The sequence below is a fragment of the Rhodoplanes roseus genome, assembly GCF_003258865.1.
Taxonomy (GTDB): domain Bacteria; phylum Pseudomonadota; class Alphaproteobacteria; order Rhizobiales; family Xanthobacteraceae; genus Rhodoplanes; species Rhodoplanes roseus.
Genome location: NZ_NPEX01000036.1, coordinates 20,663 through 34,729 on the forward strand (window position 1 = coordinate 20,663; position 14,067 = coordinate 34,729).

20 protein-coding genes are annotated in these 14,067 nt (G+C 69.6%); all 20 read right to left on the reverse strand.

Annotated elements, in window-relative coordinates; all coding sequences use genetic code 11:
- Positions 1-4: 4 nt before the first annotated feature.
- The 20 genes from CH341_RS07795 to CH341_RS07890 all read right to left on the reverse strand — a co-directional run bounded on the left by CH341_RS07795 (position 5) and on the right by CH341_RS07890 (position 13,935).
- Positions 5-487, reverse strand: coding sequence for an iron ABC transporter substrate-binding protein (locus CH341_RS07795; protein WP_111418467.1), 483 nt, complete (start codon positions 485-487; stop codon positions 5-7).
- Positions 488-512: 25 nt separating this feature from the next.
- On the reverse strand, positions 513-731 hold the full coding sequence (locus CH341_RS07800; RefSeq protein WP_111418468.1) for a hypothetical protein: 219 nt from the start codon (positions 729-731) through the stop codon (positions 513-515).
- A gap of 12 nt (positions 732-743) precedes the next feature.
- Entirely contained in the window at positions 744-1,127 is a 384-nt protein-coding gene (locus tag CH341_RS07805; RefSeq protein ID WP_170149519.1) for a phage tail terminator-like protein, read from the reverse strand.
- Positions 1,128-1,144: 17 nt separating this feature from the next.
- Positions 1,145-1,807, reverse strand: coding sequence for a hypothetical protein (locus tag CH341_RS07810; RefSeq protein WP_111418470.1), 663 nt, complete (start codon positions 1,805-1,807; stop codon positions 1,145-1,147).
- The gene (locus CH341_RS07815; protein ID WP_245430938.1) at positions 1,804-2,145 is read right to left on the reverse strand and encodes a hypothetical protein; all 342 of its coding nucleotides are present in this window, start codon (positions 2,143-2,145) and stop codon (positions 1,804-1,806) included. The genes CH341_RS07810 and CH341_RS07815 overlap by 4 nt, the downstream gene beginning before the upstream one ends.
- A complete protein-coding gene (locus tag CH341_RS07820) occupies positions 2,145-2,789 on the reverse strand; it encodes a head-tail connector protein (RefSeq protein ID WP_111418471.1) in 645 nt (214 codons plus the stop codon). The genes CH341_RS07815 and CH341_RS07820 overlap by 1 nt, the downstream gene beginning before the upstream one ends.
- A gap of 14 nt (positions 2,790-2,803) precedes the next feature.
- The gene (locus CH341_RS07825) at positions 2,804-3,109 is read right to left on the reverse strand and encodes a hypothetical protein (protein WP_111418472.1); all 306 of its coding nucleotides are present in this window, start codon (positions 3,107-3,109) and stop codon (positions 2,804-2,806) included.
- 29 nt (positions 3,110-3,138) lie between these two features.
- Positions 3,139-3,591 (reverse strand): hypothetical protein, encoded by a 453-nt coding sequence (locus tag CH341_RS07830; protein WP_111418473.1) that lies wholly within the window; start codon positions 3,589-3,591, stop codon positions 3,139-3,141.
- 73 nt (positions 3,592-3,664) lie between these two features.
- Positions 3,665-4,957 carry a phage major capsid protein gene (locus CH341_RS07835; protein WP_111418474.1) on the reverse strand — a complete coding sequence of 431 codons (1,293 nt, stop codon included), beginning with the start codon at positions 4,955-4,957 and terminating at the stop codon, positions 3,665-3,667.
- Positions 4,958-5,040: 83 nt separating this feature from the next.
- Positions 5,041-5,946: a S49 family peptidase gene (locus tag CH341_RS07840; protein ID WP_111418475.1), complete on the reverse strand. Its 906-nt coding sequence runs from the start codon at positions 5,944-5,946 to the stop codon at positions 5,041-5,043.
- Positions 5,943-7,256 carry a phage portal protein gene (locus CH341_RS07845; RefSeq protein WP_245430939.1) on the reverse strand — a complete coding sequence of 438 codons (1,314 nt, stop codon included), beginning with the start codon at positions 7,254-7,256 and terminating at the stop codon, positions 5,943-5,945. The genes CH341_RS07840 and CH341_RS07845 overlap by 4 nt, the downstream gene beginning before the upstream one ends.
- A 35-nt stretch (positions 7,257-7,291) precedes the next feature.
- Complete coding sequence (locus CH341_RS07850) at positions 7,292-8,992, reverse strand: terminase large subunit (RefSeq protein ID WP_111418477.1); 1,701 nt, start codon at positions 8,990-8,992, stop codon at positions 7,292-7,294.
- Between the two features lie 2 nt (positions 8,993-8,994).
- Complete coding sequence (locus CH341_RS07855; RefSeq protein ID WP_111418478.1) at positions 8,995-9,480, reverse strand: helix-turn-helix domain-containing protein; 486 nt, start codon at positions 9,478-9,480, stop codon at positions 8,995-8,997.
- A 69-nt stretch (positions 9,481-9,549) separates the two neighbouring features.
- Positions 9,550-9,753, reverse strand: coding sequence for a hypothetical protein (locus CH341_RS35765; RefSeq protein WP_245430940.1), 204 nt, complete (start codon positions 9,751-9,753; stop codon positions 9,550-9,552).
- A gap of 350 nt (positions 9,754-10,103) precedes the next feature.
- The gene (nusG, locus tag CH341_RS07865) at positions 10,104-10,724 is read right to left on the reverse strand and encodes a transcription termination/antitermination protein NusG (protein WP_146604412.1); all 621 of its coding nucleotides are present in this window, start codon (positions 10,722-10,724) and stop codon (positions 10,104-10,106) included.
- Between the two features lie 5 nt (positions 10,725-10,729).
- Positions 10,730-12,001: a helix-turn-helix domain-containing protein gene (locus tag CH341_RS07870; RefSeq protein ID WP_146604413.1), complete on the reverse strand. Its 1,272-nt coding sequence runs from the start codon at positions 11,999-12,001 to the stop codon at positions 10,730-10,732.
- 59 nt (positions 12,002-12,060) lie between these two features.
- Positions 12,061-12,270 carry a hypothetical protein gene (locus CH341_RS07875; protein WP_111418482.1) on the reverse strand — a complete coding sequence of 70 codons (210 nt, stop codon included), beginning with the start codon at positions 12,268-12,270 and terminating at the stop codon, positions 12,061-12,063.
- A 143-nt stretch (positions 12,271-12,413) separates the two neighbouring features.
- Positions 12,414-12,617, reverse strand: coding sequence for a helix-turn-helix domain-containing protein (locus CH341_RS07880; RefSeq protein WP_111418483.1), 204 nt, complete (start codon positions 12,615-12,617; stop codon positions 12,414-12,416).
- A gap of 293 nt (positions 12,618-12,910) precedes the next feature.
- Positions 12,911-13,624: a DUF1937 family protein gene (locus CH341_RS07885; protein WP_111418484.1), complete on the reverse strand. Its 714-nt coding sequence runs from the start codon at positions 13,622-13,624 to the stop codon at positions 12,911-12,913.
- Positions 13,621-13,935, reverse strand: a complete 315-nt coding sequence (locus CH341_RS07890) for a hypothetical protein (RefSeq protein WP_111418485.1) — start codon at positions 13,933-13,935, stop codon at positions 13,621-13,623. The genes CH341_RS07885 and CH341_RS07890 overlap by 4 nt, the downstream gene beginning before the upstream one ends.
- Between the last annotated feature and the right edge of the window lie 132 nt (positions 13,936-14,067).

The following is a 14,067-nucleotide window of genomic DNA, read 5'->3' on the forward strand; positions in this document are numbered from 1 at the left end:
TGCCTCACGAGCCCGCGGTCGGGGCGACCTCGGTGATCGCCGAGGTGATGCCGAGCTGGAAGGTCTTGGTGACGAGGGAATCGTTCTCGCCGCCCGATCCCTTCTTCGAGGTGACCAGCGCCATGAAGTAGTCGATGCCGTCAGTCCCCGTGGCGTTCAGGCGGTCCGGGTTCACCACCTTGAACGGGTAGTACAGGTTCGTCGCCTCGGCGGCGATGAGGGCCTGCTGGCCGGTGTCGGCCGGATCGGGATAGACGACAATCTCGGTATCGCCGGCGTCACGGGCGCCCTTGGCCTTGCGGACCCGGGCGTCTCCGACCACAGCGCCGCTCTGGATCGACGCCTGGTCACCGTAGCTCGGCACGCTGCGGACCATGCCGATCTCGACCCACGTGAGACCTGCATATGCGGCGGCATCGGCCGGCGTGCTGACTTGACTCGGGCCGATATAGATCTTGGTGCCGGAAGACGAGCGAATGTTTCCCATCGGAATGCTCCTGTTGCTCTGGTGATCAGGCCGGCGCGCCGGTCGCGGCCTTGGACGGGCGCTTCGCGTCGACGGAGACCGCGCCTGCGGCGATGCGGCCGAGCAGCACCGGATCGTCCTCGCGCACATCGATGTCCGCGGTCTCGCCGGGGCGGACCGACGCGGTCGGCGGCACGCCGTCTTTCGGCTTGCCCGGGATGACGAAGTCGAGCGTCTGCCGGGTGTGGTTGGTGATCCTGGGCATGGGGGCCTCCTCTCAGGCGTCGCGGAACTGGTATCGATAGGGCACGACGACGGCGGCCCGGACGTAGTTGCCGCTTTCGTCGTCGATGTAGGGCGTGCTCGGCACGAAGGTCTCGACGCCGGCGAAGGCCGTGTCTCGGAACAGAGCTGCCAGCGCGTCCGCCTTCGTGGTGACGTCCGCGTGGCCGGCACCGCGCGCCATGTGAAGCACGAGCCGAAAGCCACCCTCCTCCCGGTACAGCCGATCGGTGACCGGCATGCGTTCGACATTCGAGGCCGGGAACTGCACGGCGATGTACGGCGAGGCGTCGGCTGGCGCTTCATCCGTGATGTTGGGGGGCACGACGGAGATGCCGTCCCACGTCTCTCCGAGACGAGCCAGCACCGCGTCGATCACGGCTTTGGAGGCCATGGCTAAACCGTCACCACGACGGCCGGCTGCCGGCGCAGCCAGTCATTGCGGCTCTGCGCGCTGGCGTGGCCGCGATGCCCGATCCGGGTGCCGCGCGCCCACGAGTCCAGAGCGGAGGTCCCGATCAGCGACCGATAGGAGAAGCGCACCTTGGCGACGTTGCCGAAGCGCCGGGCCGCGAGCATCGCGACGACCTGATAGACGCCGTCGGGCGCCTGGTTCGAGAGACCCCGCTCGATCTTGCGGGCATACGGCTGGGCATTGACGAACGCATACTCCGCCGCGTCGGGCGCCTGCTCGCCGGAGCGAACCTCTACGCCGTCGGCCAGGAGGATATGGCTCGCCGCGTAGCGACCCGTCAGCTTCGGCGAGTGCTTGACCAGCGCGTCGGCGATCCAGCCGAACACGTCGATGAGCAGATCGAACTCGAAGACGATCGTGCCGCGGTCTGGATTGATGGACTCCAGGGCGGCGCCGGCGCGGCCGTCGACGAAGGTCTGGTGCGATGGGATGCGGCCGAGCGCCGCGCGGTTCTTGTCCTCGGCGGCCTTCAGCTCGGCCCGCGCAACCTCGGCGATGGCGGCGCTGCGGGCGTTCGGCGAGAGGTCGTCGCGCAGGATCAGCTCGACGTCCCGGCTGATCGGGTCGATGTTGGTGGTGATCATCCGCGCACCAGTAGCTCGTAGGCGACCAGCACGCCGCCGAGGCGTCGAGTGGAATCGTCGACTGTCTCGATGTTGAGCACCCGGCCGCGCACCACGAGCTTGTCGCCCGCGCGCAGGGGCGGAGTAAGGGTGACGTGCTCCGCGAGCAGGATCACCTTGCGATCACCCTGCTGGATCCCGGGGACAATCTCGGACGGATCATAACCTGTGATTCGCGCGAGGGCCTGGACATCGGTCGGCGCCGCTGGCGACGGGTTGAGGCGGCGGACCGTGATGGTCTCACCGACCTCGGCGAGCGCCGCCCGGTAGGCCGCCAGCGTCTCCGCCACGGACACCATCAGCCGTACACCTGCAATTTCAGCAGCAATCGCATCATTACGCCCTCCAAGACCTTGGAGGCATTCTGGCTCACGACGTACTGGACGCGCCGGACGTCGGGCACCTCATCGCTCGACACGGTCAGGTCGCGCGTCATCATCGGCAGGATCTGTCGAACCCCGAGCGCAATCGCCCCGACGATTCCCTTCGGCATGAGGTCCACGGGCGTCGCCGCGTAACCCGCGACGAAACGGATCCGCACCGACTCGATGTCGCCCCGCGTCGCCGGCCAGGCGCGATTCCACACGGGAGCGATGAACGAGTAGCCGAGCGGGCGGAGGAACACCCGGTAGTCGTCGTGCTCGGCCAGCACCTTTTCGACACCCTGCGCATCGTCGTAGACGACCGAGACGATCGACGTGCAGGGCGGGTACGGCAGGTCGATCCGGCCGCACCCGAAGTCGCTGCCCCGCAGCTCCCATGTGGCGGGCCGCAGCGCCCGGCTCAGACACCCATCGGAGGCCGGGTCGATCTCGGCCACCACGGCGTCGCGAGCCGCCTCGATCACGGCGTCGGCCGTCTCGGCCCCGAGACCGAGCATGGTCTTGAGCGTCGCCACGGAGACGACCTCGGCGTCCGGCGCCGTGACGAGGACGGGCGTCATGGGCATCCCACCGATCAGCCGCGGGCGTGCTTGCGGCCGGTGTGCCGCTCGCTCTTGTCGGGGTCCCTCTTCGGGTCGAGGTTGGGCTCCTTCTCGGGCTCCTTTTCAGGATCGGGCTCGGCGACGGCCTCCGACGGCTCCTGCTTCGCGGCCGCCGTCGCCTCGACCTCCGCGTCCAGCGCGTCGTCGACGTGGACGACGCCGGCCGCGACGGCGCTCCTCATCTGGCCCGCCGTGAGGTCGACCGTGGTTCCGGCCGGCAGGCGCCGACCGTTCAGGATGTACTCGGCGATCAGGGTACGCTTGGTGATCTCGGCCATGCCCGGCCTCCTGTCTGGTTCGGGTGAGGTCAGCCGACCACCTGGTCGACCGAGGCGGCGTTGCCGGCCGTGGCAGCGCCGCGGCGGTAGCCGATGCCGAGCAGCAGCGCCGACGACACGCTCGCCGCCGTGGCGGTCGTCACGGAGAAGCGGACATGGGTGAAGTCGTTCGCCACATCGAGATCGGCGGTCCGCACGTTGACGATCGCCTGCTTGTTGCTCTTGTCCGTGCCGGCCTGCGTCCATTGTGAGATCGCCTTTCCGGTGATGTCCTTGGCGCCGGTGCCGCTGGCGTCCTTGGCCTGCTGCAGCTTGGCATCGACCGTGGCGCTCGACCCGAGCGCGCCGGCCTGCAGAACCGCGAGGACCGAGCTCCAGGCGGACACCGGAACCCACCCGGACGTGACCGTGCCGGCGGAACGGGACACGGGATCGAGGGCGGCCAGGACGGCGACGCGCTCGCTGGCTTTCGTGATCGACATGATCGGTCTCCTGTTTCTAACGAGGGGGGCGAGCGCCCGGCGATGCCGGGCGCCCGTCGAGCCGGTGATCGGATCAGCCGGCGGGGACGTCGAGCACCACGAAGGGCGACACCTGATAGCCGTTCTCCTCCTTGAACGGCGCCTGCAGCCAGGGCTGCCCGTCGACGTTCCAGAAGATCTTGATGACGGTCTTGTTGTTGATGAAGTGAACGTGCTCGGAGGCCGCCACGAACGGACCGGATCCGTCCTTGATCAGGTAGTAGGACCAGTCGGCCAGCACCACGTCGCCCTTGGTGCCGAGCGCCGGGGCCCGGTTGTTCCAGCGGACCGGATAGCCGAGCAGCGTGCCGGCGAAGCCGTCCCTCGCGTTCTCGTGCCAGATGTAGTTGTCGTTCGGGTCCTTGAGCTGGGCGATCTGCGGAAGGGCGGACTGCGGCAGCGACCAGAGGGGCGCCCCGCCCCGCATCAGCAGCCGGGCCACCATGTTCACCAGATCCGGATAGTTCACCTGGTTCGCAGTGGCCCGGTTCACGGCGTAGGCGGCGCCGGCGTTGATCGCCCCGAGCGGCTTGCCGACGCCGTTGCCGCGCAGGAAGGCGTAGTCCTCCGCCGCCAGGACGGCGCCGCGGAGCAGGTTGCGCAGAAGCGCATCGGCCGCCTGCCAGTTCCGCAGCAGCTTGTCCGTCACCACGATGTGGCCGGCGATCTCGTGCGGCTCCAGCGTCACATCGGTGAGAGCCGCGTCGGTCTGGGGCTTCGCCGCGCCCTCCGCGATCCACTGCACCTGCACGCCGCCGTACATGTTCTGCGGGTTCGTGCCGGACTGGTCGAGGGCCGGGAACGTGAGCGGGGCATCCGGCGGGTCTCCGGCCGGGATCACGGTCGCGCGCGGGCGGATCATCGAGTCCTGAGCCTCGATCCGCATCAGCTCGTTGCGGAACTGCGGCGGAATCGCGAATCCGCCGGTCGTTCCAGTGTCCATCCGCATGTCGTTGGCGGCGGAGAGGTCTTCGCCGGAGCCGACGCCCTCGATGTAGCTGAGCCGCGGATCGTTGCGGGCGAAGCGCACCGCGTGAAAGAACTGGCCGAGACTCTCGAACTCGCGCCGAGCCTCCGGGCCGGGCGGGCGAACGATGCCGCCGCCCCGGGCGGCCGCCGGACGGACCGAGTCGAGCTGGGCCGTGCTGGCCTCCAGCAGCTCGGCCCGCTCGACGCGTAGGTCGAGCGACGCCTTTTCGGCCTTGAGCTTGTCGAAGGTCTCCAGCTCCTCGGCCGTGAGATCGCGATCCTCGGCCTCGGCCTTGTCGATGATGGCCTTCATGTCGGCCACCAGCTTCGCGCGCTTCTCCAGCAACGCCTTCAGCATGTCATGTCTCCTGAATTGCCGGCACGAGTCTGCGATCGCTCACGCCGGCCGGTGAGCGTTCCGCGCCGCTGAAGGCGGCTGGTTCAAAGCGAGAGGGCGCGCCTCTCCCGTTGCGTGGCGAAGGCGCGGCGGCGCGACGGCGCCGGCTGGTGCAGACTGGCGCCGAAGCGCCGCAGGGTGTCTTCCATGGTGCCGATCCGATCGGCCATGCCCTCGGCGACCGCCGGCTCGGCCAGAACCATGTCTCCCTGCCCGAAGCCCTCGCGCACGGCCGCCTGCGAGACGCCGCGATTGCGCGCGACGGCCTTGACGAACATCCCGTAGGCGGCGTCGACGCGCGCCTGGATGCGGGAACGGGCGTCGTCCCCGAGCGGCTGATACGGATTTCCGTCCGTCTTGTAGCGGCCAGCCGAGATGAGGGTCTTGCGCACCCCCATCCTCTCCATCGCGGCGGAGACGTCGTCGTGCACGCCGAACACGCCGATCGACCCGACCGAGCCGGTCGGGGTCACCACCATCTCGTCGGCCGCAGACGCAATCCAGTAGGCCGCACTCGCCGCCGTGGCGTCCACCTGGGCGACGATCGGTTTGGGCCCGCGCGCCGCGTGGATCATGGTGGACAGCTCGTCGGCTCCGCTGACCGCCCCGCCCGGCGAGTCCACGTCGAGGACGATCGCCTTGACACCTTCGTCGCGAAGCGCGGCCTGGAACATGCGCCCGAAGCCCTCGGCCGAGGTGCCGCCCGAAATGTCGCTCATGAGGTTCATCCGGCTGGCGATCACGCCTCGCAGCGGCAGCACGGCCACTGCACCATCCCGGCGAGCGATTGCTTGCTCCTGGACCTTGGTGATCCGCGCCTCGATCTCTTCCGCCGACAGCTTGGCGCCGGCGGCCTGGTCCTGCAGGAAGGCGAGAATCTCCTGAAGCTTCGATTCGCGGAGCGCCCAGCGCTCCTCGGTGACGGCGGCGACGATGTGGGCGTACCTCATGCGGCCTCTCTGGTGTCCTCTGCGCCGTCCGCAGCCGGGGCCGGCTCCGGTGCCTGCGGCCCACCCGGCGCCGGCGGATTGATGGCACGGTCGAGCGTGACGAAGTTGGCCGGGACGAACCGGTGGTCACCGTCCGGCCCGATCGGGTCCATGTCCTCGAGGGCGCAGATCTGGTTCGGCGTGAGACCCGCCACAGCGAACATTTCCTTGTAGAAGGCGGCGCGAGCGGCCGTGTCGCCGCGCAGCATCGCGTTCATGTTGAACTTGACGTAGAGGCCGGCGGCACGCTCCGCTTCGGTGAACAGCTTCCAGTTCAGCTCCTGCTCCCAGGCCTGCACCCACGGGTCGATGGTCTGCCGGACGAAGCCGATCATCAGCTGCTCGATGCCGCTGCCCCAACTCGTCGTCTTTTCATGGCTCTGCAGGAGGACCAGCGGGACGTCGTACATCCGGGCGATCTCGGCGATCTGGAACTCGCGCGAGCCGAGGAACTGGGCGTCCTCCGGCGGGATGGTGGTGTTGACGAATTTCATGCCCTCTTCGAGCACCTTGACCCGATGCGCGTTTTCGAGGCCTCCCTGGCGCTCGAGCTGGGCGCCCGGATCGGTGCGCTTCTCGGACGAACTCCCGAGGTTCTGCCGCGCGGTCGCCGACAGCTGCCCGGGGTGGAGCAAGAAGCCTCCCGATTTGGCGTCGTTGCCAAAGAACTTCGCGCCGAACTTTTCCATTGCGAGCGCCATGCCGACGGCCTGCCGCGCGAGCGCGATCTGCGACTGGCCGATGTAGCCGTCCTGGCTCAAGTCCATCACGTGAAGGACGTCGCCGTAGTCGAGATCGTGCTGGCGACCGTCGATCGACGTGCGGTACACGAGCCGGTCCTCGATCCGAACCGGACGCGTGGACCAGGCAAGCAAGGGCCAGAGGCCGACGGCCTGGCCGCGGTTGTTGCGCTCGATCTCGATGTAACCGTTCCCCCACAGGAGCGCGTGCGCCTGGATGGTCTTGCGCAACGTCCGTGAGTTCATGAAGTCGTTCGGACGAAGCCCGAGGCGCTGGGACAACGGATGATCGAGCACCTCCGCTGCGCCGCCGGAGGACGTCTTCTGCAGAATCTTTAAAGGGAACCGCGCGATCGGATTGGCGATGCGGTTGATGCAGGCATACACTACGGGCAGGTGCAGCGCCGTGTGCTCGGAAACCGGCACGCCCGCATCGGTTTTCGCGCCGCCGATGGCCCGCAGGAGCCAGTGCCGATCGTCGGACACCGGCTGGGATGCACCGAAGGCCGCCGCGGCGAGATCGGGCGACACCCAGCCGGCGAGACGCCGGCGAAGACGAGAAAACATCAGAGATCGACCTCGATGAGACCACGGGTTTCGTAGACGGAGGGACCGCCGTGCGCCTCCGGGTTCCGGCTCATCAGCTGGACGGCGCCGAGCACCGCGATCAGCGGGTCGATCTTCGCCTCGCCGGCCGCCGCCTTCTCGATGACGGTCGCGTTGCCGCGCTGCTCGGGCTTCGCGTTGCCGACGATCCAGGCCATCATGGCGCAGCCGGCGTGCCAGAACGTGCCGTCCTTCAGCTTGCGGGCGAGGCCCTTGACGGCGCCCGACAGACGCCAGCCCTGCGGCACCGCGACCACGAGATCGCCTTCCATGCCCTGCGCGGCGAGCGCGTCGATGATGTGGGTGACGCCGGCGGGATCGAGACCGATGCCGGCCTTCTCTGGCAGCAGGCCGGCGCCGTGCAGCTTGGCGCAGATCGCGGCGACATCCTCGAAGTCCTGCGTCGCGTGCTCGCAGATCACCAGGTCGCCGGCGCGTGCGAAATCGAGAAGCCGTGGCGCGATCCGCTTCCGCCGGTCCAGCACATCGGGCTGCGCCCAGGCCTTCGCCCAGCACAGCCAGTCCCGCGAGGCCCGGTCGCGGCCGATGACGGCGAGGCCGAGCAGATCGTCGAGGCCGCCGCCGTCGATCGACACCACGGCGACGTCGCACCGCGCGATGAGGGCGTCGAGCGTGATGCTCTCATCGCCGGCCGCGCCCCAGTAGGCCGTGCCCTCCCAACCGCCGAGCGCGACGCCGATCTCGACGTTGAGGTGCTGGCTCGCCCAGCGGCGCTCCTCGACCGGCCCCTTCTCCCGGGCCTCGTGATAGCCGGCCAGCATGGCGTCGAGCTGGAAGATACGGCCGAGGCTCGGCATCACCATCGGCCAGTTCGCCGGGTCGGCCCACGGCTTGGTCTCGTCGAGCTGCATCGAGGCGGGAAACTCCCACAGCAGCGGCAGCATGCGGGCCTGCGCGATCTTGCCGTCCCGCACGGCGCGCGCGTAGTCGAGCTCGGTGCGGAACACTCCGGCCGGCGGCTCGTCGCTCTGGGTCGAGATGATCAGCATGAACGAGTTCTTCTTGGCCTGGAGGGCGCCGCGAATCTGGCCGAGCACCCGCGCCGCGTAGTGGAGCGAGCCCATGATGTGCAGCTCGTCGATCAGCACCATGATCGGCTTCGAGCCGGTCATCACCCGCATGTCGAAGGTCTTGATCTTGACGAACGCCTTGTTGCGGCGGTCGCGGATCATCTTGAGGTGCTCGATGACGTGGAACCGCTTCTGCAGGTAGCCTTCCTCGTCGGCCTCGATGATGCCGGCCGCCTGCTGAAAGGCGAGGTCGGCGATCTCCTGGGTCGGGCCGATGAACAGCATCTCGCCGCGCGGCACCTCGTTGACCAGCAGCGCCGTCATGATCAGGCCGCCGCCGTTGGTCGTCTTGCCGTTCTTCTTGCCGACGAGCGCGAAGATCTCCGGGACGTGCCGCACCCCCTGGTCGTCGAGCGAGCCGAAGGCGGCGCGGATGATGTCGCGGAACCACTCGCCCGTCGCCTCGCCGAACGACGGCTGGCCGGCGATGTCGGGCACGCGCAGCTTGTCGAAGATGCGCACCGCGCGGTCGGCTCGCGCCTGGTTCAGCGGCAGCGGCGGCAAAAGCGAGCGGCCCGTGCGCAGGCGGTCCACCCAATCCGGGCAGGCAAACGACCAGGTCTGATTCATGATCAGTTCGGAAGGTCGCCGCCTTCGAGGAGGTCGCCCCACCCCGTGGCGGAATGACCCGTGCGGGCTTCGGCCTCGAGCTGCGCCTTCTTTCCGAGCGGCGCTTCCTTCGGCGCGGCGCGCGGGACCGGCGGCGCGGGATTGCCCTTGTCGTCGATCAGCTCGAGCAGCTTGGTCGCCGACAGTCGGTCGCCGAGCCGCATCTTCTTGAGCAGCACTTCGAGGGCCATGCCCTCGATGCGGTCGGCGCCCTCTTCGAGCTCCCGGGAAAAATACTTCCGCAGCGTCTTCTCGTCACAGCCGAGATAGCGGCAGATCCGCTGCTGCGTCCAACCCGACGCCCGGAGCAGACAGACAAGCTCCTGATTCTCCTTCGTCTTCGCGAACGACGGCCGGCCCCACCGCTCACGGATCGCTGTGACCGGTGCGCCGAACAGGTCGACGTCCGGCGCCGCGGCCGACCCGTCGTCCGAAAATCCGTCGCTCACGGAAATAAAACCTCCGAATGGGTACCCAACCGGTCCGCGGCCCTGCGGGGGGTGGACTTTCGACCCCCCCTACCCCTGGGCGAGGTCCTCGCGCTGGCCGTGCTCGTCGTGCCAGGCCTTGCTGACGGTTTCGAGATTGGCAGCGTCCCAGAAGAGGGCCGGGTCGCCTCGATGGGGGACCACGTGGTGGACGACGGGACTGTCCGGAGAGGGCTCGCGACCGCCCAGCACGATGCCGGTCCGCTGGCAGGTGCATGCGTCTCGAATGATCACGTCGCGTCGCAGTGCTCGCCAACGTGCCGTCTTGTACCAGGAGCGCCACGGCTGTTCACCGCGTCGCCGACGATCGTATGCCTGTTCGTCACCAGGAGGCGCAGCGAGCGACATGCCGATCGACGTGAGCCTGGGGGGCGCTGCCTTGAGACGAGCCATCCTGCCTTATGAACGCCAAAGCCCCGGAGCATCGCTGCTCCGGGGCTTTGAACGTCACGTCGACTACAGCGCCGTTGTGAGTCTCGTCGATCCCATGCTTCGCCGGACTACTCAGGGCTATGGCCTGAGGTCTGCGTCCGGTGCCTGCATCCCCGGACCCGCCCCGATGGGGGCTTGGGCTCCCCTGCCCTTCAGGCGTTCGGCTCGATCTGGTCGTCGGCGACCACGATTCGGCCCATCAGTCCACCCGCGTCTACGACGACGCGCCCGTGCGCGTCAACGCCCTCCACCGTGGCGACCACGCCAGCCCAGACGTCGACGATGAAACGCACCGCCTCGCCGATCTTGTAAGGCCGCCCGGCCCGGCCGCCCATCGCCCTGTGTTCGTTGATCTCGGCGACCGCGCTGCGCAGCCGGTCCATCTCGGGATCGCTGATCATCACCAGACGGCGACCGAGCATCATGAAGCTGTGGATACCGGGCGAGCGCAGCACCAGCGCGTGCTCGAAGTAGGTGGCCGGCACGAACAGGTAGCCGCGAAGGATCGGCACGTCGACGGTGATTCGCTGCCGAGCGCCGCCGCCTCGGTGGGTCCGCCACTGCCGCATCATGGGCAGCCATGTCGGCACGCGCCCCTGATGCCACAGCCAGGCCCGCGCCCGTTCCTCGCTCTGCGGCTCGACCAGCGCCACCACCCAGGCGCGGAACGCTCCGCCGTCCGTCGACCACTGGCCCTCGTCGCACGGCGGCGACGACCGCATGGGCGCCCGGCCCACCACGGCGCGATGATCTTCGTCGTTGATCGCCAGCATCGTCGTCACCCTCGCCCTTCCCTCGCCAGCTCGTCGGCTGCAGTCGCGTCGATCGGATCGGTCGCCGGGGGGCCGGTGCCGATAGGGCCGGTGCGGGCCGGCGGCCAGTCGCAGGGGACGCGGGCGCCCTCGCGGCGCACCGGCGCGTCGTTGATCGTTTTCGACATGGTTCGCAGCGTCGTGGTCTGCCCGGGCACCCGCTCCCACTGCGCTTCGAGTTTGACGCCGAGCGGCCGCAGCCACTCGGCCCAGCGGATGAACTTCGGGGTGTTCGGCTCGACGATCGGCCAGTCGGCGATCGGCACGGCGGCGAACGGCGCCAGCGCCGCGACGTGGTCGGGCAGCGGCGCCATCCAGGCGCCCTCGCCGTCCTGCCCGTCGCAGCGCGCCGCCGGCGACATCGGGCGACGCCGGATGGCGGCGAGCACGCTGCGGCCCTGCCACTCGGGCGAGCCGCGCCGCACCCAAACCGGCAGCACGGGCTCGGCCGGCGCGAAGCGCGCGTGCTCGGCCCACAGCGCCGGGTCGCGCAGATACCGGGCCGGATCGAGCACCGATTGCCGGGGGTTGCGGCGCCGCTGCTCGGCGAGGCCGCGCGCCCCCGTCGTCGCCAGCCGCCGTTCGTCGGCCGACAGCCCGGCCCACAGGCGCACCACCTCGGCCGGCCGGTTGGACGATGCAGGGTAGGTTCGCCTGAACGCTTCCAGCCCTTGATCGGGCAAGACCTCGATCGACTCGTTCCCTCGCCCACCCTGCGGCGTTTCGCCGAGGGAGGGGGCTTTGGGGGTAGGTAAAGGACTCTTGGACGGATTCTTCTTCTGTGAGTCGCACGAGTGAGACTCACCCAGTCTCACGGGTGAGACTCGCACAGTCTCAATTTGAGACTCACCCCGAGTCTCAAATTGAGACTCACCCCCCTCCGACAGGGCTTCCGGCGCGACCTCCGCCGGCTCGCCGCGCTCGCCCTCGCTGCCACGCAGCACGATCTCCCGGGCCTCGGCGTCGCCGTCACGCAGCCTGATCACGCGGCGACCGGTCTCCCGGTCCTGCGCGATGTCGTAATCGGCGACCGCGTCGAGGTTCAACCTGATCTCGTACTCGCGCTCGCCCCTCTCCCCGTGCCGCAGAAACCGGGTGATGAGGCCGACGCGTTCGAGCTCGTCGAGCCGGCGGAACACGGTCGCGCGCGACTGGCGAGAGATGTCGGCGATGTCGTCGGGATCGGCATGCCGGCACACGCCGCGCTCGTTCGCCCGATCCGCGATCACGAACAGCACGATCTGCGCGGACGGCCCGTCGGGCCGCTGCCGCATGGCCCAGTTCATGGCGACGATGCTCACGGCTCGCTCCCCGGCGCATCGTCGTCGGGCACGAAGGTGCCGGCGCCGAACCATCGCGTCTCGTCGCCGACGAGCAGCAGCTGACCCGAGCCCCACGGCATTACGGCCTTGACCTCGCCCTGCGGAACGCGCCGCTCGCGCACGTCGACCGGCTCCCAGCCGGGCCCCGGCTTGACGCGATCGCCGACGGCGAAGTGGGGATGCACGTATGGCCGCTTCGGCGGCACGGGCTCCGCGGGCGGCGGTGCTGGCACTGGCACGGGCGCCGGGGGCGCCGCGCACGCCGGCGCGGCAGGCGCCTCCGAAGCGGCCGGTGGTTTGAAGCTGAAGAGATCGGGGCCGGTCACGATCATCCCCGCTGGCGCATCTCGCCGCCGGACGCCTGCCGCGCCTCGCGCAGGATGTCGCCGACGCTGTTGCGGCTCATGCCGAGGCGCTCGGCAATGACGGGCGTCTCGATGCCCTGGGCAGCGAGCTGCAGCACCCGCTTGCGGCGGTGCGCGACGTCGAGCCCACGACGGTACTGATAGAGCGTCTCGGAGGTCGATTTCATCGGATCATCCTGTCTGCGGTCCGGGGCCTCGTCCCACCTCGGAGCGCGCTTCTGGCGCGCCCCGACCCTCTCCCTGCGACGAAGAGTGACGACCGAGGCACGGCGGTGTGCCGCCGTGCTGGTCCGGCACGCGGTCGCGCCCGTCGCCGTGGGCGCGCCAGAACTCCGTCCAGGGCAGCACACCGGGCTCGTGCCGCGCGACTCTGATCAGACCGCACGACCAGCAAGCCCGCTCGGTGCGGTATTGCGTGCGGTACGGATCGGACCAGCTGTGACGAGCGGCAGGCGGCATCTCACGCCCCGTTGCGCTGCCACAGCGCGCCGGTGTCGGGGTTGCACCACCAGATCGGCTTGCCGGCGGCCGTGAACGCGTCGATCTCGTGCCGCACGCCGACGCTGCTGTCCCAGCCCGGCAGGCGCACGACGATCAGCGCGTCGGCGGCCGCCATCATCGGGGCATCGAACGGCAGCCAGAACGCGTGATCGAGGGGATCGATCTCGGCATGAACCGCGATCGGGTGACTGTGCGCGATAGGCGAGAACACCCGCACGCCGCGGCGGGCGAGGTCGCCGGTGATGCGCGCCGCCGCCATGAAAGCCGCGTCGAGCCCGCCCGGAAACTTGCTGTACGGCGTCGCGACGTAGCACAGCGCGAAATCGCCCGGCAGCTTGCGCTCGGGCTCACGCGACGCCGCGCCCGCCGGCGGAGCGGCACCCGGGCGATCGTCCTGCCCGAGCCCCAGAATCTCGCACTCGGCCAGGATGGCGAGCCGCGCCGCCGCGTGCTGCAGATGGGAGCGGCCGCTCTGCGGGTCGGCACCGTCGCGCAGCCACCAGGCCGTGAGATGCCGCATCGCCGCGCCAAAGTCGCGCGACCAGGCGCGGCCGGCCCGGAACCCGACCCGCGCGCCCGCGTCGTGCTTGCCGGCGCCGTGCCCCAGCACGTCGACGATCGCGCGGAACGCCGCCAGGGGCGCGAGATGCCAGGGTGATTTCGGGCGCGTCATGGGTGATCCTCGAAATGCGGGCCCGTCACGGTGATGCGCAGGCCGATCTGTCGCTCGACGTCCAAAAGCTTGCCGAGCGGCCAGCCGAGCGCGGCGGCCGTGGCGACGGGATCGAGCCGCGCCAGCGCGGCCGCGACGATCCTGCGATAGGTGTCTCGATCGAGCGGCGCGCCGTCGACGCGGCGACGCAGGAGCACCTCGCGCCTCACCTCGCCGACGCGGCTGTCGTGCAGCAGCCGCCGCCGCCAGAGCGCATGCGCATCGTCCGGGCTTCCGCCGGCCCGCGCCGGATCGAGGCAGGAGCGCAGCATCACGCCTCCTCCCCGTCTCGCATCGCATCGGCCGGCGCCGCATAGACCGGCGCGACGCCGGGCTCACGGCGCAGGAACGCCGGAATGTCGATCTCGCCGGGATCGACGGGAACCGGGCGCCTCGCGGCGCCC

Excerpts from the sequence above, each read along its gene's own strand:
- CH341_RS07795 (WP_111418467.1), bottom strand. The coding sequence starts at position 487 with ATGGGAAACATTCGCTCGTCTTCCGGCACCAAGATCTATATCGGCCCG.
- CH341_RS07800 (WP_111418468.1), bottom strand. The coding sequence starts at position 731 with ATGCCCAGGATCACCAACCACACCCGGCAGACGCTCGACTTCGTCATC.
- CH341_RS07810 (WP_111418470.1), bottom strand. The coding sequence starts at position 1,807 with ATGATCACCACCAACATCGACCCGATCAGCCGGGACGTCGAGCTGATC.
- CH341_RS07815 (WP_245430938.1), bottom strand. The coding sequence starts at position 2,145 with ATGGTGTCCGTGGCGGAGACGCTGGCGGCCTACCGGGCGGCGCTCGCC.
- CH341_RS07820 (WP_111418471.1), bottom strand. The coding sequence starts at position 2,789 with ATGACGCCCGTCCTCGTCACGGCGCCGGACGCCGAGGTCGTCTCCGTG.
- CH341_RS07825 (WP_111418472.1), bottom strand. The coding sequence starts at position 3,109 with ATGGCCGAGATCACCAAGCGTACCCTGATCGCCGAGTACATCCTGAAC.
- CH341_RS07830 (WP_111418473.1), bottom strand. The coding sequence starts at position 3,591 with ATGTCGATCACGAAAGCCAGCGAGCGCGTCGCCGTCCTGGCCGCCCTC.
- CH341_RS07835 (WP_111418474.1), bottom strand. The coding sequence starts at position 4,957 with ATGCTGAAGGCGTTGCTGGAGAAGCGCGCGAAGCTGGTGGCCGACATG.
- CH341_RS07840 (WP_111418475.1), bottom strand. The coding sequence starts at position 5,946 with ATGAGGTACGCCCACATCGTCGCCGCCGTCACCGAGGAGCGCTGGGCG.
- CH341_RS07850 (WP_111418477.1), bottom strand. The coding sequence starts at position 8,992 with ATGAATCAGACCTGGTCGTTTGCCTGCCCGGATTGGGTGGACCGCCTG.
- nusG (WP_146604412.1), bottom strand. The coding sequence starts at position 10,724 with ATGCTGGCGATCAACGACGAAGATCATCGCGCCGTGGTGGGCCGGGCG.
- CH341_RS07880 (WP_111418483.1), bottom strand. The coding sequence starts at position 12,617 with ATGAAATCGACCTCCGAGACGCTCTATCAGTACCGTCGTGGGCTCGAC.
- CH341_RS07885 (WP_111418484.1), bottom strand. The coding sequence starts at position 13,624 with ATGACGCGCCCGAAATCACCCTGGCATCTCGCGCCCCTGGCGGCGTTC.
- CH341_RS07890 (WP_111418485.1), bottom strand. The coding sequence starts at position 13,935 with ATGCTGCGCTCCTGCCTCGATCCGGCGCGGGCCGGCGGAAGCCCGGAC.